The organism is Bifidobacterium commune, assembly GCF_900094885.1.
In the GTDB taxonomy this organism is placed as follows: domain Bacteria; phylum Actinomycetota; class Actinomycetes; order Actinomycetales; family Bifidobacteriaceae; genus Bifidobacterium; species Bifidobacterium commune.
The window spans coordinates 885,009-911,259 of record NZ_FMBL01000001.1; the positions used below are offsets into that span (position 1 = coordinate 885,009).

Here is a 26,251-nt window from a genome sequence, read left to right on the forward strand (position 1 = left end):
TCAGCCCAATATGAGGCCACTGTATAATAACGCAAAAGGTGCCGTGGATAGCCACGACACCTCCATTAAAACCAAGCGCAAAGCCGGCAAACGGAACTTTCATTCATCAGCATCAGACCTTCACTCAGCGCGCACGACGGAACGGAGTCAATTTACGCTTGCTGTGCGAACGACGGAAGCCATCTGCCTTACGTGAACGCTGGCCGCCGTCACTCGAACGACCTTCGAACCCTTCATCACGCCCACGACCGTGACCGTTTGACCGATTCGACCTGCGCGACCCATACGAACCCCCGTAGCCTTCGGAATAACCACCGTTACGTTTTCCCGAACGCTGAGCATCACGGCTTTTGCCACCTTTTCCTCTGACGCGACCATCATAATCTGAGCGGCGGGAACGCTTCGCGTTGCCTTGGCTGTCGAAGTCACGCGAGCGGCGATTCCCACGAGAAGAACGACCCTCGATCGGACCTTGCCCATCGTCATAACGTGGGTTGTGGCGCTCGCTGCGCCCCTCCTGTCGCCTTTCGTTGCCCCGAGAATCATCATGACTAAACGATTCACGGAAATCACGCTCTCCACGACGACTCGAATCACGCCTGGACTCACCGGAACCGGCACTCTTGCGATCATCAAACGAACGACGCGCTCCCTCACGGCGATTCATACGATCACGGCGTCCGCCGCGGTCACGACGGCCATGACCTCGCCCTCTGCCGCAACCGGAACGTCCGGCCTTGCGATCGACAACCGGGACAGTCAGCGTCCAACCCTCAACGAGCGGTGCATGCTCGCCCACCAACTCCTTGAGCTTGTCCGAACCTGGAACAATCTGTTCGCTCTTTGCCTTGATTCCAGCACGACGGAGCATTTGACGGGCGTCACGACGCTGTTGCGGAAGAACAAGTGTCACCACATCACCGGATTCACCAGCCCGAGCCGTACGGCCAGAACGATGTAGGAATGACTTGGGATCCTCCGGAGGTTCGGTCTGCACGACCATCGTCACATCGCTCACATCGATACCACGGGCGGCCACATCGGTGGCCACCAACACGTTTACATCGTCCGAAGTGAAAGCCGCCAAGTGCCGATCACGCTGATTCTGCGAAAGGTTGCCCTGCAGATCGACGGCGGGAATGCCGGCATGAACCAGCTTCTCGGCCATTTTCTTGGCCTGGAACTTGGTGCGCGTGAACAGGATGCGCTTGCCTTTGCCACTGGCGAGCTCCCGAATGACCTCATACTTATTGCCTTGAGAAACCTCGAAAACATGGTGAGTCATGGTATCAACCTGCGCATCGGCCGGCGCAATCTGATGAATCTTCGGTTCATGCAGGAACTGACGCACAACTTTATCGACACCATGATCGAGTGTGGCGGAAAACAGCATGCGCTGGCCGTTGCGATCGACCTGTTCAAGCAAACGCTGCACGGCAGGCAGGAAGCCCATGTCAGCCATCTCGTCAGCCTCGTCAAGCACTGTGATCTCAACTGATTCGACGGAAAGCTCGCCTTGGTGCAAGAGATCCTCAAGACGTCCCGGGCAGGCGAGAACAATCTCGGCACCAGCCCGAAGCTGCGCAATCTGACGGCTGTACTTCACGCCACCATATACAGTGACGGTGCGCATGCCATAAGCAGCGGCAAGCGGGGCCACAACCTCGTCAATCTGATTGACCAGCTCACGGGTCGGTGCCAGAATCATCGCACGCGGATGCGGCAGACTGTCGTGTCGTTGAGTGTCACGCACGGAGCCGCCAAGCTGCTCGCCCAGACGTGCCACCAGCGGAATCGAGAAAGCAAGCGTCTTGCCACTTCCCGTTTCACCACGGCCGAGCACATCACGCCCGGCAAGCGAATCGGTGAGCGTATCGGCCTGAATCGGGAACGCGACGGTTTTTCCGTCCTTTGCCAGCACATGCACCAGAGGCCCAGGGACACCGAGCTGCGCAAAAGTGCGTTCCGGCTGATCACCAGTCTTGGCATAAGCAGCCGCCCCTTGGGACATTTCCTCGGCATTCTTCAACGGCACCGTTTCAAAGGAATCGTTCACTGCGTTTCCTGCGTACCGCTCGTCTGAAAAATCAGCGGCATTATTTGAATTTTTATTATCGTTATATTGATGAGAACTACGGTTCGGCACAACAGCCTTTCACAAAGATTGAAGCCGACCTATTTCTCAAAAAGTATGTAAACCCCGGCTTCTTAATGGACACTTCAGTGTATCAGGGGTCCTACACAACCGCAGAACACGAAGCTACTACCAAACACCAAATCAAGCATGACACAATCAACGCGCAGTCAAAACCACTAAACGAATTTTGTCGCAACACGCAGTCAGCTCCCTGAACGCACAATAACGACAATTCCTTGCTCGTTCAGTTTTCCCTTGGTGACGCAACGGTGTCCTCGCTGGGAGGATCTTGCTTCTTGTGGCGAGGACGCGGAGACCTGTCCGGCGGCACATCTGTATATGGATACCCCATCGAAGCCGTCGATGTATAGAAGCTTTTGGTGACATCACTGAGATTAACGCCGGGAATAGGTGGCGAACTGACTGCATGGGGTGTCTCATCGGAGTGCGTGGTCTCACCACGACGATAGCGATCCATCATCTGTTTCTGCAACTGGGCAGAACTCGGAGGTGTCCACGAAAGCGCATTTGCACCAGACGCGATGGTCTCACGAATTGATTCGCCGGAACCTCCGGAACTGGCAACAACGGGAATCTCCGGATACCGGTCCTTGACGCACGCGACGACTTCCGCGGTATGCTTGCCGGCTGCAACGTTGATGATTTTTGCACCCGCCTCGATTTTGCGTTGCACCATATCATCCCAGTCGACGACTGTGGCCATCACGGGAACATGAATAGTCATTGCAACCTCACGCACAGTCTCGACCTCGCTGGGCGCGTTCAGCACGACGCCCGCGACTCCTTGCATCTCGGCAAACACCGCAAGCTCAAGCACTCGCGTCCCCGTGGTGGTGCCGCCACCAACTCCGACGAACACAGGTACCTGCGCTACCGAAAGCACAGCCTGATTGATAACCGGCTGGCCCATGAACGGGTAAACAGCGAGGATCGCATCGGCGTTGGTATTGTGAATCACCGCCACATCCGTGGTATACGCGAAGGAACGCAGACGCCTTCCCTGCAACAGCAGACCTGAGGAACGCTCAATTTCAGCCGGTACACGCGCGTCAAAAGAACTCAGCGGATTTTCAATAGGCAGCGGGTCAGGCAAATCAGCCCTCAGACTCATTACACGCTGTTCCATCGCATCACTCCGTTCATCGGTTACCGGAAACTTTCGATTCACCAATCGCATCCGTCCTGCGCAGCAATCAGCATAGTCCGATCGCGCCGCAACATGCAGAGCGGATCGAGCACATTACAAGACTCAACATATCATTTTTGACTTCTGTTCCCAAGCGTGCTCCATCTCACGTTAAGAAGGCGAAAAACCAACATCGAACCCCCGGCAAGCCCAGCGCGCAACGTCTACTCAATATGCGAAAATTGGCGTGGACCGCAGGCAAAACACCCATGCGGAAAACGCTTCACATGCAATGAGATAAAGCACACATCAGAACGAAGGAACGAATACTTGGCTGAGTTTGTTTACCAAATGATCAATGCCCGCAAAGCCTACGGCGACCGCGTGATTCTTGACGACGTGACCCTGAGCTTTTTGCCAGGCGCGAAAATCGGCGTGGTCGGCCCTAACGGCATGGGTAAATCGACCCTGCTGAAAATCATGGCCGGCATCGAAACCGTTTCCAACGGGGATGCAAAACTGACCCCCGGCTATTCCGTGGGCATCCTCCAACAGGAACCTCCACTGGACGAAACCAAAACAGTCGGCCAGAACATCAAGGCAGCTTTTGGCGAAATCACTGAAAAAATCGACCGTTTTAACCAAATAGGTGAGGAAATGGCCGATCCAGATGCTGATTATGATGCGCTGATGACCGAAATGGGCAAGCTTCAGGAAGAAATCGATGCCGCCGACGGTTGGGATCTCGATTCCCAACTTGAACAGGCAATGGATGCGTTGCAGTGCCCGGACCCAGACACTACGGTCAACGTCTGCTCCGGCGGCGAGCGCCGACGCGTGGCACTGTGCAAGCTGCTGCTTGAGGCTCCGGATCTGCTGCTGCTCGACGAACCCACCAACCACTTGGACGCCGAGTCCATTCTTTGGCTCGAACAGTTCCTGCACTCTTACAAGGGTGCCGTTATTGCCGTCACCCACGACCGTTACTTCATGGATAACGTAGCCGAGTGGATCTGCGAGGTCGATCGTGGCCATCTCTACCCCTACAAGGGCAACTACACCACTTACTTGGAAACCAAGGAAAAGCGTATGGAGATCCAAGGCGCCAAGGATGCTAAACTCGCCAGACGTCTGAAGAATGAGCTCGACTGGGTCAAGAGCTCACCCAAGGCACGCCAGGCCAAGAACAAGGCACGTCTCGCCCGCTACGATGAGATGGAAAACGAGGCACGTAACTCCAAGAAGCTCGACTTTTCCGAGATTGTCATCCCACCAGGACCACGTTTGGGCTCGCAGGTGTTGGAAGCCGAGCATATTCACAAGGCTTTCGGGGACCGCGTGCTTATCGATGATCTTTCCTTCACGTTGCCCCGTAACGGCATCGTGGGCATCATTGGCCCCAACGGCGTCGGCAAGTCCACGCTGTTCAAGACCATAGTTGGCAAGGAGCCTCTCTCCAGCGGCGAGCTGAACATCGGCGAGACCGTCAAGATCTCCTACGTCGATCAGAACCGCGAAGGCCTGGACCCCAACAAAAACTTGTGGGAGGCGGTTTCCGATGGCAACGACTTCATTGATGTCGCCGGCGTGGAAGTGCCTACGCGCGCTTACGTCGCCAGCTTCGGCTTCAAAGGCAGCGATCAGCAGAAGCTCACCGGCATGCTTTCCGGCGGCGAGCGCAACAGGCTGAACCTCGCGTTGACCCTCAAGCAGGGCGGAAACCTGCTCCTGCTCGACGAGCCCACCAACGACCTCGATGTGGAAACGCTCGAATCGTTGGAAAACGCACTTATCGAGTTCCCCGGCTGCGCCGTGGTCATCTCCCATGATCGTTGGTTCCTCGACCGCATCGCCACCCACATTCTTGCTTGGGAAGGCGATGACGAGAACCCGGCCAGATGGCATTGGTTCGAAGGCAACTTCCAAGCTTATCAGGAAGACAAGGTCAAGCGTCTTGGCGAGGAGGCTTCCCGCCCCCACCGCATCCATCGCAAACTGACGCGCTGATCTCCGACGACAACCTGCCGTTTTCACATACTAATGTGGGGAAACGGGATATGCAGCTCAGAACGATTTTCAGCTTTTTGACCAAGTCCGAATCCCGAGCGTCGCCTATTCCCGCTTCCCCACTTGGCATTGGTACGGCGAGCGCTAATGTGATATCAATCATTGTCTGCACGATAGCACGATTTGGCGTTAAGCCCTTGAGTTGGCGAAATTCGTATGACTTACGTACATATACAACTCGATTACGGCACCAATCGCAGCGCCAGATACTGGCACAATCCGCGCAAAAGTTCGGCGGCGAGGATTAGACTCGCATAAACGTTATTAAAAAGAAACGAGGACTGACATGGCGGAAATGACGACCGGCAACGCAGCACAGCGGGCGGTTGAGGCACTGGAACTCAAGGCCGGCATCCAGCAGGAAGGGCACACCGTCTTCAACGATGCCACGAACCTCTACTACCCCACTGAGCGTATCTATGGGGGGCAGATGACGGCACAGGCCATCATTGCAGCTACCAACACCACAGACGACGACAAGGTGGCCAATTCCATCCACGCCACCTTCATTAAGGTCGGCAAGCTGGATGAGCCGACCCGTTATGAAGTCGAGTCACTGCGCGATGGTCGGTCGTTCTCCACCCGCCGCGTGGATGCCAAGCAGGCTGATCAATTGCTGTTCACCGCCACGGTAAGCCTGCAGAAGACCGGTCAGCCCGGAGTACAATTCAGCGACGACATGCCTTCCAATCTGCCGGATCCGGAAACCCTTGCCAGTGCCAAGGACCTGATGGAACCGTATGCCGACAAATCGAGTTTCGCCAACTATTACACTTCGCAGTCTCCCTTTGACATCCGACACATCGGCTCAACCGTCATGCTCGTTCCCGATAAGCACAGCGCAGAAGAGGATTCCGGCAAGCAATTGGTGTGGATGCGCATGTCCGACAAAATCGAGTCCCAGCAAAGCGTGCATCGTGCCCTGCTGGGACTGGAATGCGATCAGGTGATGATGGAACCCGATCTGCGCCGCGCAGGTCTGAGCATCTCCACACCGGGCATCTTCTACGCCTCGATCGATCATTCGATGTGGTGGTACGACAATATCGACATGAACGAATGGCATCTGTATGTGCAGGATGCCCCTGTAGCCGGACACGGCCGCGCTTTGGGCATCGCCAAGGTCTATTCAGCAGACGGAAAGCTCTTAGCCGCAATGAGTCAGGAAGCCACCATACGCATACCTGAAAGGGATTGATCTTCAGCAGAAAATCCTCATGATGCCAAAATCGAATGATTCGGCGGATGGAACGGCTCCTTAGCCAATTCATCCGCCGAATTTCTATACCTAAACCCGCAAATCCCGCTTCCGACTACAAAACAACATCAGGAAGCATCAAGTCCTCATCATCGAGAAATGTGTAACCGCAAGCACTTTCTAGCAACTGTCAAGCGAACATCATACCTTTGAGCGTCGACTGGACACCATCAATGCCAGTGATTTCATACGACCATACAGTCTCGCCCTTATGTGTCAACGAAACAGTTGTCCGGTATTCTCCAGTTGCGGTCTGTTCTGGTTCAGTCAATATCAAATCATACGACTCGCCATTGTTTTCAAATGTCCGTTTCAGCACTTTACTTCGTATTCCTTCTGGATTAACACCTTCTTTTGTTGACCGAACCGGCAATGGCTTTGCGTCGACGCTCACGTCGCTTGGCAGTCTTGATTTTCGGATCATCCGGGCCTTCGCTCGGCGGCAGCTGGCACAGCCATTCGCCGATTATGCCGACAATCATGTCGGCGATGCAGATAACAGTGGCAATACCACATTGAATAACCACGCTCTGGTAATACCGGGCACCCCAATGCGGCAAGCACAGCAATAGCTGGGCGAGATACCATCCAGCCAGCATCGCACCGGCAACGCCCAACGCCTTGGAAAGCATCAGCGTGTACACGGCCTTAGTCGGATCAACCCAACTTTTGCGCTTGGTCGGATCGGTAATGGCATATTGATGCACTTGAAGCGCCAAAACCAGGACGACAACGCCAAGCAGCACCAGAACGAACGAAACAAACCACGGAGCACCGATGAGCGAAAGCCTAGTTATCTCATCGGTCTTGAAGAGCATCGCGCCTAGCAGGAGCCCCAGCAACGCCGCAATGACGTAATACCACCAAGCCGTTCGCCGTGCACTCATTGTGTCTCCCCCAGTATCCATCGGTCGTCGACTTTGCCCACACGCGCAGCATCAGGTGCCATTGCCAACAAATAGGAAACAGGGTCGCCGTCGAGGCGCGCCTCGGGATCCATATCAAGCCACGGCGCGAGGATTTCAGCTTGTGCTTTAGCATCCGTCAACGGTAATTCGATAGTGTTCGCAACCGCTTCCGATACATCTTGAGCACCACTTTCCGATGCTTGGGCAATATCGGCGACCGCACCAATCGACTCACCCTCAATATCAACCAGGCGCAATGCAACGGCGCCTTCGTGCGATGCCGACAATGAATCAAGCAACGTTATGATAGCCTGCGGCTTGAGTTTGGTGATCACCTGGATAACAGCGGCACTTGCGTCCGAACTATCAATGCCCATGACACGATAAAGCGGCGAAATACCTTCGACCTGATTGCCGGGCACTGCATCGATCGAAACAATGGCGGAACGGAAGCGCTTTTCAGCATCAGTCGTTTTGCTGCGCATCGCGATGATTGCTCGCCGAGGAACGGCATAAACATCTTCCATCGTGTCTTGTTGCTGTACTTTTCGTTTATCAGACTCGTTCTTGCGCATCTGATCGGCGATGGTTGCACCAGCTAGTGAAGCCTTGGTCGGAGCAACATACATACCGCCACCAGTTACGGCATCACCGCCATACTCGGCACCATCATCAAAGCTCACCGGCACTTCGGCGAACGTTAATTGTTCAATAGCTTGTGGTGCACTGTCTCCACTGTCTTCGCGACGTCCGAAAAACGGTAAACCATCGTCACTTTCATCGACCAGATGCACCGTAACATCCACACTCGCCCTTCCCTCCCCAACAGCTTCAAGCATCCGCCTCCATACGGCAGTGCCCGCTGTTACATCCTCGCTCACCGTAGGATCGAACGAAAGTGAGATTCGCGCATGAACGCCGAGGGGCGTGCCATCTGCTGTCACGCCCCTCGACTCTTTCGAATCATTAATCAATGAATCCGCCATTTGCTTACTTGGTCTCTCCCGGCTTCATACCGACCGAACGCTTCAGCGATTCCGGAATCGGCACAGGCGGAAGGTCCGAATCGGGACGAGCCGAGTCGGAAAGCCAAAGCTGACGTTCCGGAGCCATCTTGAGATTAGCGAAAATGACCTTAAGTTCCTTTTCGTTCAAGGTTTCCTTGACCAGGAGCTGACGGACGAGCTCATCAAGCACATCACGGTTCTCAGTGATGATTCGCCATGCCTCGGTGTGCGCGGTTTCAATCATGCCGTGCACTTCTTCGTCGATCGCGTCCTGAGTACGTTCGGAATAATCGTGGATGAAGTTGTTGGCGGAGTCCTCGCCATGTTCAGCATCAGCCCACTTAACGGCACCCAACTTGGAGGACAATCCGAATTCAAGGACCATCTTGCGGGCAATCTGCGTCGCCTTCTCGATATCGTTGGAAGCACCCGTTGTCGGATCGTGGAAAACGATCTCCTCGGCAGTACGGCCACCCATCGCGTAAGCCATCTGATCAAGCAGCTCATTGCGAGACTGGGAGTACCTGTCTTGCGTAGGCATGACAGCCGTGTAACCCAAGGCACGTCCTCGCGGAAGGATTGTGACCTTGGTCACCGGATCGGTGTGGTGCAGCGCAGCCGCAACCAAGGCATGGCCACCTTCATGGTAAGCGGTATTGCGCATCTCATCGAGAGCCATGCCACGCGATTGCCGCTTCGGACCGGATTGAACGCGGTCGATGGCCTCGTCGATAGCACGGTTGTCAATCAGCTGAGCTCCTGCACGAGCGCACAGCAGTGCGGCTTCGTTCAGAACGTTGGCCAAGTCTGCACCTGTGAAACCGGGCGTACGTACAGCCACAGTTCGTAAATCGACGTCAGGCACAAACGGCTTGCCTTTGGCATGCACCTTAAGGATTGCCTCGCGTCCTTCAAGATCAGGAGCCTCAACGGCGACCTGACGATCGAAGCGTCCGGGGCGCAACAGCGCCTCATCGAGAACATCGGGGCGATTGGTGGCCGCGATGATGATGAGATTGGTGTCATTGTCGAAACCGTCCATCTCGACCAGCAACTGGTTGAGCGTTTGTTCACGCTCATCGTGACCGCCGCTCATACCGGTACCACGCTTGCGGCCCACAGCATCGATCTCATCGATGAAGATGATGGCCGGTGCATGCTTCTTAGCCTCTTCGAAAAGGTCACGCACACGCGAAGCACCAAGGCCTACGAACATCTCGACAAAGTCGGAGCCCGCCATCGAGTAGAACGGCACACCTGCCTCGCCTGCAATCGCGCGCGCCAGCAAGGTCTTACCGGTTCCGGGAGGGCCATAAAGCAGAACACCGCGCGGAATACGTGCACCAAGAGCTTTGTATTTCGAAGGATCTTTGAGGAAGTCCTTAATTTCTTTGACTTCATCCACGGCCGCGTCTTCTCCGGCAACGTCGGAGAACTTCGTGGTCGGTGTTTGGCCTTCGAGCAACTTGCCGTTATCTTTCTTGCCACCCATGCCGAGCATTCCGTTCATGCCACTGCCCATGCGGCTGAACAACCACCAACAAAGGGCCATGAGGATAATAAACGGCAGAAGCGTGGAGATGAGGTAGCCCCAAATCGAGTCCGACTGCATGTCCGAGGTCCAGCCGCCCTTGGGATCGGCCTCTTTAACGACCTTGAGTACCTCAGGTCCCTCAGCAAACGTGTAATAGAACTGAACGTCCCGACCATAGTTGTGATTCACCTTGGTCTTGGGATCAGGTTTGTTGAAATCTTCGTCGAGTTTGAGCTTGACCATTTGCCTGTTGTCGACGATCTGAACACGGTTGGCTTTGCCTTCCGCTATCAGCTCCATGCCATTTTTGGTATCGATTGTCTGTGTACCCGTTTGTGTGAACAGTTGGAACCCGACGAGCATCACCAGAACCAACGCCATAACCCAAAGCGCCGGCGATTGCCAGAACGGCTTCTTGTCGTTTGGATTACCGCCGTTGTTATTCTGCCCGTTGCTGCCGTTATCGGGCTTGTTGCCTCGCTTAAATGGACTGAAAGGATTGTTGTTGTCGGGGTTATTGCGGTTGCCCATCGGTCCCATCGGGTTTTGTGGATTCTGAGGATAGCTCATACTGCTTCTCCTTGGTAGACTTCAGGCTTCAAGACCGCTATAGAGTCAAGGTTGCGGAAACGCTCTTTATAATCGAGCCCGAACCCCACCACGAATTCATCCGGCACCTCGTATCCCCGATACTTCAAGGGCACATCAACTTCCCTACGTGAAGGCTTTTCCAGAAGCGCAAAGACTTCAACACTGGCAGCTCCGCGGTTTTTCAATTCTCGGATGAGCCAATCCAGCGTATGTCCGGAATCGACGATGTCTTCGACGATCAAGATATCGCGGCCTTTCACGTCGCATGCAAGGTCCTGACGCACCTTGATCGTGCCACTGCTGGATAATCCGTCACCGTAGCTCGACAGACTCATGAAATCCATCTGTACGTTGATGCTCAGGGCCTGTGAAAACGCCACCAACGTGTTCATGGCACCTTTGAGCACGGCAACCAAAAGCAAATCCGTGTCCTTATAGTCTTTGCTCACCTGTGCCGCGACACTGTTGATCTTTTCTTCGATTTGTGTCTTAGATACCAATTCGTGGTCGATTTGGTCATGTACATCCGCGATTTCCATGTCACCTATTTTTACACAGGTGAATGACGTCTCGCTGCCTATTTGCTGAATATCCGCTGGGAAGTGAAACGAAACCCTGACCATGCCAGTGCGTTACCAGTGTTTCAATGGACAAGACATGCCGAGAAGTAAACGACAGTCCCAGCTGCGCCAATACACGCGCGATGACGCGACGTCGAATGGCCGAGTGCGCTTGGGCCAGCGGTTTAACACGCAGAATCAAGGTTCGATCAAGATGGGTGTATACCTCAGCATCCGCACGTTCCCCGCAACCAACTTCTGATTTGCAATCCGATCCAAACGATTGCAAGCCTTGATCACTCATCGACCTTGTATCCGCTGCGACATCAGCGTTCCGGCCCCTCTGATCACGAAGGCCTTCAGCTTCATTCCAACAAACGATCTTGCGGTACCAGTCATCCGTTGAGGCCTCAAGAAAATCCCTATCGACGCGGGCGATACCAGCTCCCTGCGCTAAGTGAGCCGAAAAATCACCGCCGAAGAACGACGACAAATACGGCATAAGTGTGTGGCGCACACGCGAGCGAAGCGGATAGTTTGCGGGCAGTGACTGATCCGCAGGTTCCGTATCACCATTGGTCGGGTCATCCCACCAAGCAATCCCCAACTCACGACAGATCGCAGTGGTCTGTGCGCGTGTGAGATCAAGAAACGGACGATCGAAACATACCCCGCCCTGAACAAACGCGGCCGGCATCCCGCAAAGTGCTTCAATGCCACTGGAACGCATCAAATCCATCGCCACCGTCTCAGCCTGATCATCACGGGTGTGAGCTAGCAACACGGTAACGTGACCGATCTGACGGGCCACATTAATAATCGCTTCGTATCGTGCCTGTCGCGCCATATCTTCAGCGCTATGCCCATCGTGCGCACCTTTGACATCGATACTGCGCACGATAACCGGACCCAGCCCCAGAGCCGTGCAACGATCAGCCGCATCCTTCGACACCTGTTCGGAACCATCCTGAAGTCGATGGTCAATAATGACGGCGCCGCAATGGATTCCCAGCATTCCGGAAACGATTTGACTCACGGCCGCGAGAGCCATCGAGTCGCGTCCTCCCGAGCATGCCACCAGCACCGTCGGCGCGTTGGCATCGGGAGTATGCACTCCATGTCCGGCAAAACGAGAGTGCTGTCGTACAATGCCTATGCCAGCAAGCGAATTGCGAACGTCACCGATCGCCTTCTTCACGGTCGCCGAATACACCATGGTCTCAGAGTTCCACCAACGATGACATGAACGTGTCAATGGCTTCTTTCGCCTCCGCATAATTTTCCGGACTGTTAACCACAACAGCGAAGGAAAGCACGCCGCCACCCTTGCGAGAGACATTGCCGGACATCGAAGTAACATGTTCAAGGGAACCGGTTTTAACGCGCAACAACCCGGCCGCACCGGGATCATGCAAACGTGTCTGAGCAGTGCCGACAAGCCCCGGAATGGACAATCCTTCCCCTGCCGAGGACCCGGGACCGATTTTAAGATTTCGGGACTGAAGTTCAACCAATGTCCTGACCGTAAGAGTTGACCCTGCAGAAAGCCCGGAACAATCCTGCATCTGCAGGTTCGCCGTGTCAATGCCCATCTTGTTGAGCTGTTGTTTCACGGCTTTCGTCGCCCCTTCAGGGCTGTTTTCACCCCTCATTTTCAACGATGTAAGCCTGCCGAACTCCTCAATCAAAGTATTGTCGGAATGTCGCATGGTAAACGCCATTACTTCAGCCAAGGTTGCCGAGCTGATTGTGGCTATGCGTTCCGCATTGCCATGGGATCGACCGGAAGTTACCTCGTCGTCGACGGCAACGCCACGTTGTGACAGAAGCGAAGAGAAAACAAGAGCAGCATCATGGGCAGGCGTTATCGACAACTCAGGGTACGCGGTGTACTGATCGATGTCGTGATTCTCCCCCTTCCATTGCCTTCCCCCATCAACAGCCATCGAAGCGATGCCGGTGTAATTGGTGTGGTTGATATTGTTGGAGTCAATATTGGCCGGATATCGGACAGTCCCGAAAAGCTCATCATCGTATTGCAGATGAATGTGCTCGATACCTCGTTTTTTCAGACTTGCAACAGTCTCGTCGGCCAACGTGGCAAGCCCGGCCCTGCCGTTGATATGATCGGGATCGTTCTGCCCTGCACCCAACAACATATCGCCATCAGAAGTAAGTACGAGTTTTGCAGGTTCATCCGCCTCTTGATCGGAGGACTCAAGCAAGGTCTCGGTGCGGAACGTCGACCCCATATCCAATGTTGAAGAGGCCGCCAGCGCAGTGAGCGTCTTCATGGTCGATGCAGGCTCACGCGGAGTGTCCGGATCACGTGAAGCCACAATAGTGCCGGAAGCATCGGACACAGCAACGGAGAAATCAGCGCCGACCCCGGGAGTACTGGCAAAGGCCTCAATCAAACCGTTCGCAGCGTTTACGTCAATAGGCTTATTAAGATTTACAGGTCCGGCGATGGGTATGTTCTCCCTCATTGCACCGGAAATCCTCGATGAATTCGTGTCGGCAGGAAGAACGGTCAGTGGACCAGGAACCAATCCTCGAAAATCGGCGAAGACATACGACGCGCAAAGCAATATTGTAACCAACGCAGAGATGACGATGCGTGAGACACGGTTGCGCTCGGTATAATCCTTCCTGTACACATACATGCCGCGCTCAGAAAACCCTTGTTCTTGTGTAGCCACAACCACTCCTACTTACGTTACCGCCCAAGGAAGCTAACCTTTATGCTCGATCGGTTTCCATTGCGCCCTTGAGAAAACGGCCTGGAAGGAAATCGGGATATAACTGGCCATATAAATCGGGAAGCTAAGTACATAGGCAAGCAATTCCTTATTGGATGCGCCAATCTGGTCACGTTCAGCAAAAACAGTGAGCCCTGCAAGGAACATCATGGCCAACAAACCGAATGCACCGCCAATCGTCCATGTAATCGCTGCATCGATTTGAGTTGTCCATGAAACAAAACCAAACGCAGCAAAAAGAATGCCCAACGCGCCCCTCACCATGCCAAGCAGCATGAACGGGCAAATCAGCATTGTGAAATCAAAGGCCGAAAAATCGCGCTCTTTGATTGCGCGTTTAATCAGCAAAGGCCCGTAATACCGGAAGACTTGCAAAAAGCCCTTGCTCCAACGAAGCCGTTGCCGCCAGCTTTGCAAAAACGAAACGGGCTGTTCATCGTAAAGTATTGCCGTGCCGCAGTATCCGATGCGGTCGCCGTGCAATACGGAGTCCATCGTGAACTCAAGATCTTCAGTGAGCAGATGGAATTTCCATCCGTTGTTGCGCTGCATAACCTCTTGCGAGAACATGAACCCCGTACCACCCACATGACAGCTTGCGCCGAACAACATTCGTGAATTGTTCAGGAAGCGGGATTCCCGAATGAACCAAAGGGCCGAACCGGAAGAAACCCAATTCTCGGAAATATTCGTGGAATTGCGGTAACTGGTGAGGATTCGGAACCCGGACTGGAATGCCTTGTTCATCTCCTCGATATAATGCTTGTCCAGTTTGTTGTCGGCATCAAAGACAAAAAACGCTTCATAATCGCTGGCTACTCCACGCTCAATCATCTCGTCGAGCAGATAAGTGAGCGCATAACCCTTGCCGATTTCTTCCAGATTATGCCGCTCGACGACTTGGCATCCCATGCCGCGCACGACTTCAGCCGTATCATCGGTGCAATTGTCAGCTACGAGCCAGATATCGACAAGACTGGATGGATAGGTCTGTTCACGAATGGAGTTGATGAGGTTCGGGACGACTTTGGCCTCGTTGCGAGCCGAAATAAGCACGGCGTACCGCTTGTCCATCGGAACCGTTGGAAAGGTGATGCGATGATGGAACAGCGAGGCAATAATGCAGGCGGCCTGATAACCGAGGCTTACGGCGCCCAATATGAACATAAGAACGTCAAGAATGTTCAGATATACCATCAGCGCCATCCTTTCCTTGGATTGTCGGTTTCACCATGAGACTTTTCGCCCACTACCTTACCGTGCGCTCCGCCCTGAACATCGTTCGAAGGATTCTCTTCGGCAGACTCCGACGTGTGTGCATCAGCAGCATCCGCCTCATCGCTGCCCATAAGATGCCTGCGCTCCGAACCGACATCCGAAAGAGCGCCCTTAGGGATTGCTTGGGTTTCTGATTCATCCAGATTGGAACTTGTGAATTCTCCGTTCGACGCAAAATTCGACAAATAAGCGGCATCACGCAAACTACGCAACTCATCGTCGACGGGAACCCTTGCACTCGATCCTTTCGCAGCACGCGGCATGTGCTGCGCAACCGGCTGGACTACATGTTCGTTGAAGGCTTCAGCCCCTGCTACCACCTTGGATTTGCTGACAGGTACCGGGTCGCTCATCAACGGCGAATCCACCAGATCATAGCGTTTGGTGGACACCTTGAAAATCGCCTGCAAACTTGCAGTGATTGGCAGGGCCAAGAACGCCCCAAGAGCGCCGAAAACAGCACCCAGCACGAGTACCGACAAGAAGGCGATGGCCGGATTGAGGTCCATGGTTCGCTGGGAGACCTTCGGTGAGATGATGAGGTTTTCGATCTGCTGGTAGATAACAATGAAGATAACGACAGCGACCGCATACACAAGCCCACGCGAGCTCCATGCGAAAATCACCGGTAGAGCACCGCCGATGTAGGTACCGATCGTAGGGACGAACTGGGAAACGATACCGCAGAACAGCGCCAACGGCAACCAATTGGGAACCTTGATGGCCATGAGGAATATAGAAGTGAAGAAAGCATTGAAGATGGCCAGAATCGTTCGAGAGAACAAAAAACCGGAAATCTGGTCCTGCACCACCGTCCAAACGAGCAGGAAACGACGCTGCGCGACCGGACCGAGCCATTGGCACAAGCTCCTGCGCATCTTGGGACCAGCCGCGGAAACGTAATACGTCACCATAACGATGGTCAGCAGATTCAACAGAGCACCAAACAACCCCACTGTTGTGCTGACAGCCTGACCGGCAAAATCGGTGACCCAAGAGGTCTGTATATTTTTAGCGATTTCAGTGCCGAGATTGGATATCTCCGGAAGGTTGAAATCTGTGTGTACCTTCAAAAGATCACGTGCCTGATCGTACAGTTCGGGAATATCCTTGATCATCGAAAACATCTGGGTGACGAACATGTTGCCGAACATGGCCATCAACGCCAGCACAAGGACAATAAGCCCCACCAAAGTGACACCCGAGGCAACCCCGCGTTTCCACCCATGGCGCACCAGCCGCACCACGAGCGGCTCCATCGCCAGAGCGATGAAGATCGAGATGATGATGTCAAGAACGACGAACTCAACTTTGCCCCATGACCTGTATAGAAAAAGGCAGACAAAGACGGCCATCGCAGTGTAAAGTAATGCCCTTCCCCACCAATCCGGCGGCCTTCGGGAATCCCCTTTCTGAGGAAATACCGAAGCAAAGTCAATTTTCTGGCTGTTGTTGTTTTCGTCTTGTTGCCCACGTTGTTTCATGATTGACAATCTTACCTCGCCCCATGTGTAGACGACTTGGAATATCCTCGTCTATCATGGTCGATGTTTCTATCGTGATTCCTGCGTACAACGAACAGGAACGAATTGTCAATTGTCTAGATAACGCAATGCGGCAAAGTGTCTCCCCATACGAGATCATCGTAGTTGACAACCGGTCGAGCGATGCAACCTGCACATTGGTCGAGAGTTTTATCGCATCTCACCCCGATTCCAACGTGAAACTCCTTCATCAGGATGAAGAACAGGGACTTATCCCGACACGCGACTTCGGTTTCACCAACGCCAAGGGCGACGTATTCGGCCGCATCGATGCAGATTGCATGCTCAAACCCGACTGGGTCGAAACCGTCGCCGATCTTTTTTCCCGAGATCCGCAGATTATGGGAGCCACGGGACCGGCGGTCTACTACGACATGCCAGCCAAGCATCTGGGAATTACAAGCGACGATAAGATACGCCGCTTCACCTATCGCGCCGACGGCGGCAAAGTGCTGTTGTTTGGTTCCAACATGGCACTTCGTGCCAGCGCTTGGAGAACAATAAAGAACAAGGTATGCCGTGACAAACCTGACATCATGCATGAAGACATCGATATTTCATTGCACCTTATCGATCAAGGTCTCAAAACTGGGTATTGCCGGAACATGATTACCGGCGTGAGCGCCCGGCGTATGGACACCCCGTTCCCCTCGTTTCGAAAATATATGCAACGTTTTCAAAACACATTTGACGCGCACCCCGATCACTCTCGCGCTCACGACACCGAATACGCACTCTACGCGCTGTATCCGCCGTTGCGTGCACTGTACCCTGTTTATCAGAAATATCTGCATCTGCGCCACATCGAACCAGCCAAGCAGATATGGAGCAAGGAACAGGCCGAACTACCCAAGACAACATCTGATCAAACGTTCTAAGACCGCATATCAAGAACCGATGGAAACACATGCGCTATGCGGTTGATGCCCCAATCGTCCCCACCTCGAATTAGAACACTGTTACGCAGGTTCCACCACTTTACACTTTCGTTCAAGGTACGGAGCATTGCCCATGAGTCAGCTCAGCGGCGATTGATGCATAGATGATACAACTACTAGGGGGCCAAGAGAACCGATGGAAACCCAGTTGACGATGTGGGCTTGGCAGGCGCTCTATTTGTTCGAGGCGTTGGTGCTTTCAACATCGATTGGAATGGAACGGCAGGCCAAGCATAAGGATGCCGGCACGCGCACCCATGCCTTGGTGGGTGTCGGAGCGGCTTTGTTCGTCATCATCGGCGAATACGGGTTCATGAATGTTCTGTCCACCAACGTCAAGATCGATCCTTCCCGTATTGCCGCGCAAATCGTCTCGGGCATCAGTTTTATCGGCGCCGGTATCGTATTCACCCAGCGCTCGCATGTGCACGGTCTAACAACTGCAGCTTCCATATGGATGACAGCCGCCATTGGTACGGCATGCGGGGCAGGGATGTTCGTACCGGCATTGGTATGTACCATTCTTTACTTCATTGCAGTGAGGTTGCTGCCGTTTCTCGTTAGATTGGTGGTTCCTGATTTCAGCAGCGATGACATCTTGCGATTACAATACCGCGACGGTCAAGGCATCCTGCGCTCTATTCTTTCAGTTTGCACGAACCATGACATTTCCGTGGAAGGCTTTTCCACACGCAAATCCGATGACATGGACAACGAACCGAGTCAACGAGGACATATCGTTTCCGCCAATTTGGAAATACGTGGACGCGACAGCAAAGCGCTGATCAGTGACCTGAGCAGCATAGACGGCGTGATTTCAGTCACAAGAATCAATAACATCGATTGAGGCATCAACTGCAATCATCCGAATACCAGGATAAACAGCATACGCCACGACATCACGGCAATAGACGCTCATGCTATATTTGAGTACACCCGTTGGATTATCTCAATCCTATCGACGAGAGGTCAGACGCCCATGCCAAATCAACAGGAGTTCCTGTTGCATAACGATTTGCAGCGCGTGGTGGAAGCGTTGCGCCAGGAAGAAGACACCGTCACTCCGTATCGCGACGATTACCGTCACCTACTCGACAATAACGGCAAAATGATCCGAGCTTCGCTGGTTTTGCTGTTTTCGTATGCCACCCAAGACAAACTGCACGCAGCTTCGAATCGTATCATCACTGCAGCCGAAGCCATCGAGATGCTGCATCTGGCCACTCTGGTGCATGACGACGTACTCGATAATGCCTCTGTTCGCCGCAATGAGCCAACCATGCATGTCAAGCACGGCAACAAAGCAGCAATTTATATGGGTGACCTTATCCTGTCACGGTACATGGAGATCATGGCCGGCATTGCACCCGACACCAACTTTATCGTCGAACAGGCCCATACAGTCAACGAAATCGTCGCCGGCGATCTGCTGCAGGAGCGCGCTCGGCACAACACCGACACTACCAAAGAGTATTACGAGCAGGCCATAACCGGCAAAACCGCAGCGTTGTTCCGCCTGGCTGCAATCACCGGAATCAAACTGTCATCCGACAGCCTTTCACCGCAGACACTGGAACAGGTCACTTCGTTCGGAAATCATCTGGGCATGGCCTTCCAGATCGTGGATGACCTGGAGGATTTCAACGTCGGTCACGACACCGGAAAACCGAAGCTTGAAGACATCAGAGACGGCATTTACACCTTGCCGGTCATCTTGGCAATGCAAGCCGATCCGACATTTGTGGACATCGTCAAGCTCGACGACCCACTCAAAACCTTGGACTATCTCAGTTCACATCCGCAGTTCATGCAGCAGGCCAAAGCCGAGGCGATTGGCCACATAGACGATGCCAAGGGCGCGTTGACCGACAAATCATATCCCCCGCTCAACGCAAGTACCATGAAGACTTTGTTTAAATCACTCGACAGATTGATTTCCACGATTTGACGATCGGGTCTCGATAAAGACACATTCCGGATCACGTATCAATCGGCGGGCAGACACACAAGCAGCATGTCTGCCCGCCGATTGGTTTCCATGGATTGGATCACCCTTCGCTTTCCGCACCGCACGCAATGTCGCCGACATCAAGACGATACAGTTCTTGGAAACGCGCATTGGTTCGATACAGCTCGGCAGGGGCACCTTGCATGGCGATGTTGCCGTTGTCCAAGAACACCACTCGATCCGCCTGTTCCAGCCCTTGCAGATGGTGTGTCACCCACACCATGGTCCGTCCTTGGGAAGCAGCGAAAATCATCGACATTAAATCACGCTCGGTAATCGGATCGAGGCCGATCGTAGGTTCGTCCAGCAGTATCACCGGTGTGTCTTTGAGTACGATGCGAGCAAGCGCGATACGCTGACGCTCCCCACCAGAGAATCGATGTCCGGCCTCATCAACGGAGGTATCGATCCCGTCGGGAAGAGCCCGCACCACCTCGTCAAGATGCACGGCCTTCAATGCAGCCCAAACATCATCATCCGAAGCGTCCGGCGCCCCCAAACGTACATTCTCGGAAACGGTTGAATTGAACAGGAATGCCTGCTGATTGAGATAACTAAACAATCGGGCGCGCTCATCCTGCAAAGCAGTCACGGGAATACCGTTGACAGTGATGCTTCCGGCATCGGGAACAAGGTCGCCGAGCAATAGCTGAAGAATCGTGGTTTTTCCTTCACCGCTGGGTCCCAGCAACGCGATCTTCTGCCCCGCCTCGATATGGAGGCTGAAATTGTCCAGAAGTTTTGGCTGCCCCGGCCCATAGGCGAAGGTGACATGATCGAAATCGATAGTCTCAATAGGACCATTCAGTTTTTCTTGAGCGACCGGTGTTATTTGGCGCGATTCCACCCGTTCCGTTAGCTCGTTGAGATGGGTGATCGAATCGCTGTACAGCGGTATTTCCGCAGTCGCCTGTGCCACAGTTATGAAGCAATCGACCAACGGGAAAACCGCGAGGACAATGGAGGCCGACCAATCGGCAACAGATTTCGATCCCGTCATGGTAAACCCGGCTCCGACCATCAACCCGATGGCGATGATTCCGAAAACCATCTGAATGGCAAAGTCGCGCCAACGTTCGAAAATCTTCTGCTGATCCCTGCTTTCCTGAATACGGTGGTATTCATCGGCACCGATTGCGGTGAAATCTTTATCCCTGTGCGTAATAACCCAGTCGCTCAGACCAAGGTAACTTTCGGTGACCTTGGTGTATTCGCGAGCCTGCAAACGCTTTTCCAAGGTGAAATGGGCAGTTGAGAATCTCAACGAGACCAACGGAACAAGAATGAGCACCAATGCAAGCATGATGAACAGCAACAAAGACGAAACCCACGAGAACACACCCAGAGCAATCGTGACGACAACCCAGAGAATATAAGCCACCACAGTGGGGAAAATGGTACGCAGATAGAAATTCTCAAGGTGGTCCAGATCATCAGCGAGAAGGCTCAGCACATTGCCCGTACGCTCATGTTCGTTGAGGAACGCGGCGTCCTTGGACAAAGTACGGTAAAGCTGAACACGCAATTTAGAAATGACGTGAAGCACCCAATCATGGCTCTTGAGCCGTTCGATGTATTTGAAGACGGGCCGGCCGATGCCGAATGCCCGGGTGAGCACGATTGGCGCGTAGACCATGAGGATGTTGTATGGCATGCGAGCCGAGCTGTTGATGAGATACCCCGAGGTGAACATCAAAGCGGCTGCGCATACGAAAGTCATGGCACCCAAGAGAAAAATCATGGCAAGCCTGCCCTTGTTTTCCTTCAAATGCGGCCAGAACCAATGGTCATTATCCCAAAGGCGCAGATAATCACGCAGCTTGGTCTTCTTGTTGTCTACCGGGTCGGAAGATACGGAAACCCGTATTTCACTGCCATCGTTCATGGTTGCTCCGCCAAAACCGTTCTTGTTGCGTTTCTGAGCTGTGTTGGCCTTCAAGTTGCGCGACGTTTCAGTCGAGGTACCGGTCAATCTGGTTACCCCCCATCTCGCTTATGAGACCATCGAGCGCGCCGCCTGCACCGATGAGATCAGCGGGCGCCCCGGATTCGACGACTTTACCCTGTTCGAGAACAAGCACTTGGTCCATGTTTCCCAGCCAATGCAGACGGTGCGTGGCGAGAATCACCAGATGATTTTCCATAATCGGCAGCAGGGTCTTCTTAAGTTCATATTCAGTCTCGATGTCAAGATGAGCTGTGGGCTCATCGAAAATCAGCACTTCACGCGATTTGTCAAGCAACACTCTTGCCAACGCAATGCGTTGTGCCTGCCCGCCACTGATACCCCTGTTACCTTCTCCGATCCGGGTTTCCAATCCATCGGATAGTTGTTCGAGCCACTGGTCCAGACCGGCATTGTGAGCAGCCGCTTTCACAGCCTCCTCGCTGGCGCCATTCACGTAAAAACGGATATTGTCAGCGATTGAGCCGCTAAAAATATAGGGGGTCTGCTGAATATAACTGATATGACGTTGCCAGGCCTGAACGTTAAGATGGTTCATAGCTCTGCCGTCAAGCTCGATGGAACCTTCGTGTGGAACGTTGAATCCAGCCAGCAGATTAACCAATGTCGATTTTCCTGCTCCCGACTTGCCTATTACGGCAACCTTGCGATACCCCTTGAAATCGACCGATACATGATGAAGGGCGTCGCGGCCAAATCGTATCTGATCTTCTTCCGAATCATCCTGGTTTGGTTTCTGCTGCTGTTCGACGGCGTTTATGGCCACATTATGACCGGCCATACTTTCAGCGCCGTCACCCTCTGCAGGTGCACTGTCTTCTGGGTAGGCGAAATCAACATTGTTGAGTTTCAATTCACTTTCGGCGCTCCAACCATCCCACTCGGTCTCGGTATCCTGAGGCGTCTCAGGACCGTCAACGAGACTCATGATGTCATGCATCGCGTTTTTCCCGTCAAGCGTGGCATGGTAATTATCGCCGAACTGACGCACGGGAAGATAATAATCTGGTGCCATAACCAAGGCAAACATGGCCGGAAACAGCGGCATGGTGCCGTTGACCAGTCTCAGACCAAGGAAAACAGCAACGATGGCTATGCTCAAGGTGGTGAACCAGTCAAGTGCAAAAGTCGAGGTCATGGCGACTTTAAGCACATCTATGGTGCGCTTTCGAAAACGTTCGCTGACATTATAGATTTCGTCTTCATATTTCTTGTCAACGCCCAGCATTTTCAACGTCGGTAGACCAAGGATACTGTCAACAAATCTGGTATTGAGCATATTGAACTGAGCGTACTGCTTGTTGGAACGGTCTCGGGCAGCAAGACCAAGAATGACCATGAAAAAAATGATAAGCGGATACATCAGCAGCAAGATAAGACCACTTACCCAGTCCTCCCACCAAACCGCTATGAGAATGACCGGAGAAATCAGCATCATATCAGTCATCTTCGGCAAAAGAATTTCTATGTAGCTCTTGACCTGATCGAGACCTTCGATGAGCATTGTCACCGCCGAGCCGGTACCTCGTTGAGCCAGCAACTGCGGTCCGAGCCGGTAAATTTTTTGCTGCAAGCGCGGTCGAATCTGTGCCGTGACTTCCTTGCCCCAGCGACTCGAAATCCGCTGCTTGGCGATGTCGCAAAGGTGACGAGCCAGATAAAAAACAATGAACTGTGCAATCGGTCCAACGAGAGAGGAAACGGAATGCAGGTTCCATATCTCGACCAGTCCTCGCGTAAGCCCATAAGCCTGACCGACGATACACAAAGCTTGAATCAACGAGAGCAGAGCCAAAGACCCCATACGTTGCCGCACTCCGGCGAATCCGAATAGATTCTTATCAATCACAGTCAATCCCCTACCCTATTGGACGTCATAAAGACAAAGAAAGCCCGATGTTTCCACCGTGACAGTGAACACTATCACATATTCACTGTCACGGAAATGAAAGCATCGGGCGTCGATATCAGCTTCCCATCGGGAACGAACGCCTGTTCATCACTCGGACAAGGCCGCCTTGATGGAAGCCGGCGATGAATCGGAAATCAGACGCTTGCGCTGGATGTAATACGACCAGACGAAGTAAATCAGGACAATCGGCAGCAGACAGCACAGCACGATGGTCATGATTCCCAACGTGTACTGCGTTGAAGAAGCGGTTGCAAACTTGAGGCTCCTGGCCGGATCGGTCGCAATCATCACATTCGGGAACAGCCCGTTGAAGATAAAGGCGATAATGCCGGCAAGCGTGAGTCCCGAAGCCACAAAGGCGAACCCGCCGCGCTTCTTGTATGCAGATACATGTCCGCAGATGGTCGCAGCGAGAATCACCACGGTGATCAGCAGCGTGGACCATGTACGACGCTGATAGAAATCAGTGAAGAAGAAGGCCAGGATGACGAAGACGACGAGTGCCGGGTATGCAAACCAGTACACCTTCTTCGTGGTGTCGAGCATCCTCAAGGAGCTTTCTTTGTCGAGCTTGAGGCTCAGGAAGTGCACACCGTGAACAAAGCTGAAGAACACCACAGCCACACCGCCGACTATTGAGAGCCAGTTGACCACATCGAAGAATCCGGCGTAGACATTGCCCTTCTCATCCATCGGCACACCTTGGATGAGGCTCGTGAGCATCATGCCAAGGCCGAAAGGCGCGATGACACTTCCGGCAAAGTTGGCCCACTGCCATACGCTACGCTCACGATCGGTGACTGCGTGCGAAGCGAACTCAAAGGAGACACCGCGCAGAATCAGACCAACCAGCACGATGAAGAGCAGCAGGTAATAACCGGAGAACAAGCTAGCATACCAGAGTGGGAACGACGCGAACATCGCACCGCCACCAGTGATGAGCCAGACCTCGTTGCCATCCCAGTGGGGGCCGACCGCACGCATGTAGAGTGCACGTTCGTCACCGTTATGGGCAAGCACGCGAGTGGCCATACCAACACCAAAGTCGACGCCCTCGAGGAAGAGGAAGATGGCAAACACCAACGCTATTACAAAGAACCACAGCAACTGCAAAAAGTTGCCGCCGTCAATCAACGGCTTAGCAAGGAATTCACTCATGCCAACGCCACCTTTCTTGCGGCTGTGTTTGCGACAGCGGGAGCAGTTTGCGACTCCGACTGCTTTGCAACGGCATCCGGATCCGGTTCAGGTCCCTGATGAAGCACACGACGGGAGTAGAAAATCATCACGCCACCCATCAGGAGGAAGAGCAGGAAGTAGACGATGTTGGTGAACAGCAGGCTGGGTACAGTGGCCGTCGGAGAGACCGCATCCGCGATGGTCTGCAGACCGTAAACAATCCACGGATAACGACCAAGTTCGGTAATCAGCCAGCCACCGGTGGTACCAATGAACGGCAGATACGTGCAAATACCCAAAATCCAGAGCTTCCAGCGGCTGTCCGCCAGAGTGTTCTTGGACTTGCGGGTGAACCACAGCACGAAAGCGGAAAGCAACAACACACCGAAACCAACGGCTGCCATGAAGCGGAAGCTCCAGAACAGTACGTTGGTAGGCACATAGAAGTTTGCAATCCCCGGGAACTTGTCATGGTAGGCGTTCATCAACTGTGTGTTTGCCTCGTTCATACCCATCACGGAACCCGTAAGCTTGTGATAGGCAAGCAGCGAAAGCATGGCCGGAATCTCAATGCCCTTGGTGGTCTTCGCTTGTTCATTGATCAGTGCGATGACGGTCCAGGGGGCGGACTTGCCAGTCGTGGTGTCGTACAGACCCTCGGTCGCAGCGAATTTCATCGGCTGGTCGTGAATGATGAACGACGTCTGAGCATCACCGGCGATGATGACCAAAATAGCTGAAATCAAAGCGATGACCGCGGCCACTCGAATGGAGCGGGTGAAGAAGACCCTGTCGGCGTTCTTGCGCATCAGACCGAAGGCACTCATACCGACGACCACAAAAGAGCCAGTCATCAAAGCGGCAGTTGCGACGTGCGGGAATGAGACCCAAAGTTGCGGGTTGCTCACAATGGCAGCAAAGTCCGTCATCTTAGCGCGGCCATCCCTGCCGATTTCGAAGCCGACCGGATGCTGCATGAAGCTGTTTGCAGCAAGAATCCAGATGGCGGAAATGGTTGACCCCAGCCAGGTCAGCCAGATGAAAATGACATGCACGCCAGGCTTGAAACGGTTCCATGTGAACATCCAGACGCCGATGAACGTCGATTCCATGAAGAACGCCAACAGCGCCTCAATGGCCAGAGGTGCTCCGAAAATGTCACCCATGAACCGTGAATAGTTGGACCAGTTCATACCGAACTGGAACTCCTGGATGATGCCGGTCACCACGCCTACAGCAAAGCTCAAAAGGAAAATCTTCCCCCAGAACTGAGCCATGCGGCGATAAACGTATTTCCTCTTCACCACGTACATCGTTTCCATTACGGCCACTGTAAAAGCCAAGCCAATCGACAACGGCACGAAGAAGAAGTGGAAGACCGTCGTCATCGCGAACTGGAAACGCGACAACCCTAAAATGGTCATTGTAACCCTTTCTTCCCTCGAAATTTCTACT

At 53.5% G+C, this 26,251-nt stretch carries 19 protein-coding genes; 5 read left to right on the forward strand and 14 right to left on the reverse strand.

Annotation, left to right across the window (positions count from 1 at the left end):
• Window positions 1-124 precede the first annotated feature (124 nt).
• Together GA0061077_RS03560 and GA0061077_RS03565 are read right to left on the reverse strand one after the other, a co-directional pair.
• The gene (locus tag GA0061077_RS03560; RefSeq protein WP_091847653.1) at window positions 125-2,011 is read right to left on the reverse strand and encodes a DEAD/DEAH box helicase; all 1,887 of its coding nucleotides are present in this window, start codon (window positions 2,009-2,011) and stop codon (window positions 125-127) included.
• A gap of 370 nt (window positions 2,012-2,381) precedes the next feature.
• The gene (locus GA0061077_RS03565; RefSeq protein ID WP_234696482.1) at window positions 2,382-3,335 is read right to left on the reverse strand and encodes a dioxygenase; all 954 of its coding nucleotides are present in this window, start codon (window positions 3,333-3,335) and stop codon (window positions 2,382-2,384) included.
• Between the two features lie 279 nt (window positions 3,336-3,614).
• On the opposite strand from GA0061077_RS03565, the gene ettA reads away from it, so the two are divergent.
• Window positions 3,615-5,291 carry an energy-dependent translational throttle protein EttA gene (gene ettA, locus GA0061077_RS03570; RefSeq protein ID WP_091847487.1) on the forward strand — a complete coding sequence of 559 codons (1,677 nt, stop codon included), beginning with the start codon at window positions 3,615-3,617 and terminating at the stop codon, window positions 5,289-5,291.
• A 346-nt stretch (window positions 5,292-5,637) separates the two neighbouring features.
• Window positions 5,638-6,549 (forward strand): acyl-CoA thioesterase, encoded by a 912-nt coding sequence (locus GA0061077_RS03575; RefSeq protein WP_234696483.1) that lies wholly within the window; start codon window positions 5,638-5,640, stop codon window positions 6,547-6,549.
• Window positions 6,550-6,950: 401 nt separating this feature from the next.
• On the opposite strand, the gene GA0061077_RS03585 is transcribed toward GA0061077_RS03575, so the two are convergent.
• The 8 genes from GA0061077_RS03585 to GA0061077_RS03620 are packed head-to-tail and all read right to left on the reverse strand — an operon-like array spanning window position 6,951 to window position 16,733.
• Window positions 6,951-7,496, reverse strand: a complete 546-nt coding sequence (locus tag GA0061077_RS03585; RefSeq protein WP_091847489.1) for a DUF3180 domain-containing protein — start codon at window positions 7,494-7,496, stop codon at window positions 6,951-6,953.
• Window positions 7,493-8,503, reverse strand: a complete 1,011-nt coding sequence (locus GA0061077_RS03590; RefSeq protein WP_143249595.1) for a 2-amino-4-hydroxy-6-hydroxymethyldihydropteridine diphosphokinase — start codon at window positions 8,501-8,503, stop codon at window positions 7,493-7,495. The genes GA0061077_RS03585 and GA0061077_RS03590 overlap by 4 nt, the downstream gene beginning before the upstream one ends.
• A 4-nt stretch (window positions 8,504-8,507) precedes the next feature.
• The gene (gene ftsH, locus GA0061077_RS03595) at window positions 8,508-10,628 is read right to left on the reverse strand and encodes an ATP-dependent zinc metalloprotease FtsH (protein ID WP_091847491.1); all 2,121 of its coding nucleotides are present in this window, start codon (window positions 10,626-10,628) and stop codon (window positions 8,508-8,510) included.
• A complete protein-coding gene (gene hpt, locus GA0061077_RS03600) occupies window positions 10,625-11,188 on the reverse strand; it encodes a hypoxanthine phosphoribosyltransferase (RefSeq protein WP_091847492.1) in 564 nt (187 codons plus the stop codon). The genes ftsH and hpt overlap by 4 nt, the downstream gene beginning before the upstream one ends.
• Window position 11,189: 1 nt before the next feature.
• Complete coding sequence (tilS, locus tag GA0061077_RS03605) at window positions 11,190-12,425, reverse strand: tRNA lysidine(34) synthetase TilS (RefSeq protein ID WP_091847493.1); 1,236 nt, start codon at window positions 12,423-12,425, stop codon at window positions 11,190-11,192.
• A 4-nt stretch (window positions 12,426-12,429) separates the two neighbouring features.
• Entirely contained in the window at window positions 12,430-13,911 is a 1,482-nt protein-coding gene (locus GA0061077_RS03610; RefSeq protein WP_234696484.1) for a D-alanyl-D-alanine carboxypeptidase/D-alanyl-D-alanine-endopeptidase, read from the reverse strand.
• 33 nt (window positions 13,912-13,944) lie between these two features.
• On the reverse strand, window positions 13,945-15,168 hold the full coding sequence (locus tag GA0061077_RS03615) for a glycosyltransferase family 2 protein (RefSeq protein WP_091847655.1): 1,224 nt from the start codon (window positions 15,166-15,168) through the stop codon (window positions 13,945-13,947).
• Window positions 15,168-16,733, reverse strand: a complete 1,566-nt coding sequence (locus GA0061077_RS03620) for an AI-2E family transporter (RefSeq protein ID WP_091847495.1) — start codon at window positions 16,731-16,733, stop codon at window positions 15,168-15,170. The genes GA0061077_RS03615 and GA0061077_RS03620 overlap by 1 nt, the downstream gene beginning before the upstream one ends.
• A 56-nt stretch (window positions 16,734-16,789) precedes the next feature.
• Here GA0061077_RS03620 and GA0061077_RS03625 point away from each other — a divergent pair, with 56 nt between their 5' ends.
• The 3 genes from GA0061077_RS03625 to GA0061077_RS03635 all read left to right on the forward strand — a co-directional run bounded on the left by GA0061077_RS03625 (window position 16,790) and on the right by GA0061077_RS03635 (window position 19,679).
• Window positions 16,790-17,671 (forward strand): glycosyltransferase, encoded by an 882-nt coding sequence (locus GA0061077_RS03625; protein WP_091847496.1) that lies wholly within the window; start codon window positions 16,790-16,792, stop codon window positions 17,669-17,671.
• Between the two features lie 196 nt (window positions 17,672-17,867).
• Window positions 17,868-18,578 carry an MgtC/SapB family protein gene (locus tag GA0061077_RS03630; protein WP_091847497.1) on the forward strand — a complete coding sequence of 237 codons (711 nt, stop codon included), beginning with the start codon at window positions 17,868-17,870 and terminating at the stop codon, window positions 18,576-18,578.
• Between the two features lie 132 nt (window positions 18,579-18,710).
• Entirely contained in the window at window positions 18,711-19,679 is a 969-nt protein-coding gene (locus tag GA0061077_RS03635; RefSeq protein ID WP_091847498.1) for a polyprenyl synthetase family protein, read from the forward strand.
• A 100-nt stretch (window positions 19,680-19,779) separates the two neighbouring features.
• Here the strand turns inward: GA0061077_RS03635 and cydC are convergent, their stop codons facing one another.
• The 4 genes from cydC to GA0061077_RS03655 all read right to left on the reverse strand — a co-directional run bounded on the left by cydC (window position 19,780) and on the right by GA0061077_RS03655 (window position 26,220).
• Complete coding sequence (gene cydC / locus GA0061077_RS03640) at window positions 19,780-21,678, reverse strand: thiol reductant ABC exporter subunit CydC (RefSeq protein ID WP_234696485.1); 1,899 nt, start codon at window positions 21,676-21,678, stop codon at window positions 19,780-19,782.
• 13 nt (window positions 21,679-21,691) lie between these two features.
• Window positions 21,692-23,554 carry an ABC transporter ATP-binding protein/permease gene (locus GA0061077_RS03645; RefSeq protein ID WP_234696486.1) on the reverse strand — a complete coding sequence of 621 codons (1,863 nt, stop codon included), beginning with the start codon at window positions 23,552-23,554 and terminating at the stop codon, window positions 21,692-21,694.
• Between the two features lie 150 nt (window positions 23,555-23,704).
• Entirely contained in the window at window positions 23,705-24,775 is a 1,071-nt protein-coding gene (gene cydB / locus GA0061077_RS03650; protein WP_091847500.1) for a cytochrome d ubiquinol oxidase subunit II, read from the reverse strand.
• The gene (locus GA0061077_RS03655; protein ID WP_091847501.1) at window positions 24,772-26,220 is read right to left on the reverse strand and encodes a cytochrome ubiquinol oxidase subunit I; all 1,449 of its coding nucleotides are present in this window, start codon (window positions 26,218-26,220) and stop codon (window positions 24,772-24,774) included. Before GA0061077_RS03655 ends, cydB begins: the two co-directional genes overlap by 4 nt.
• Window positions 26,221-26,251 lie beyond the last annotated feature (31 nt).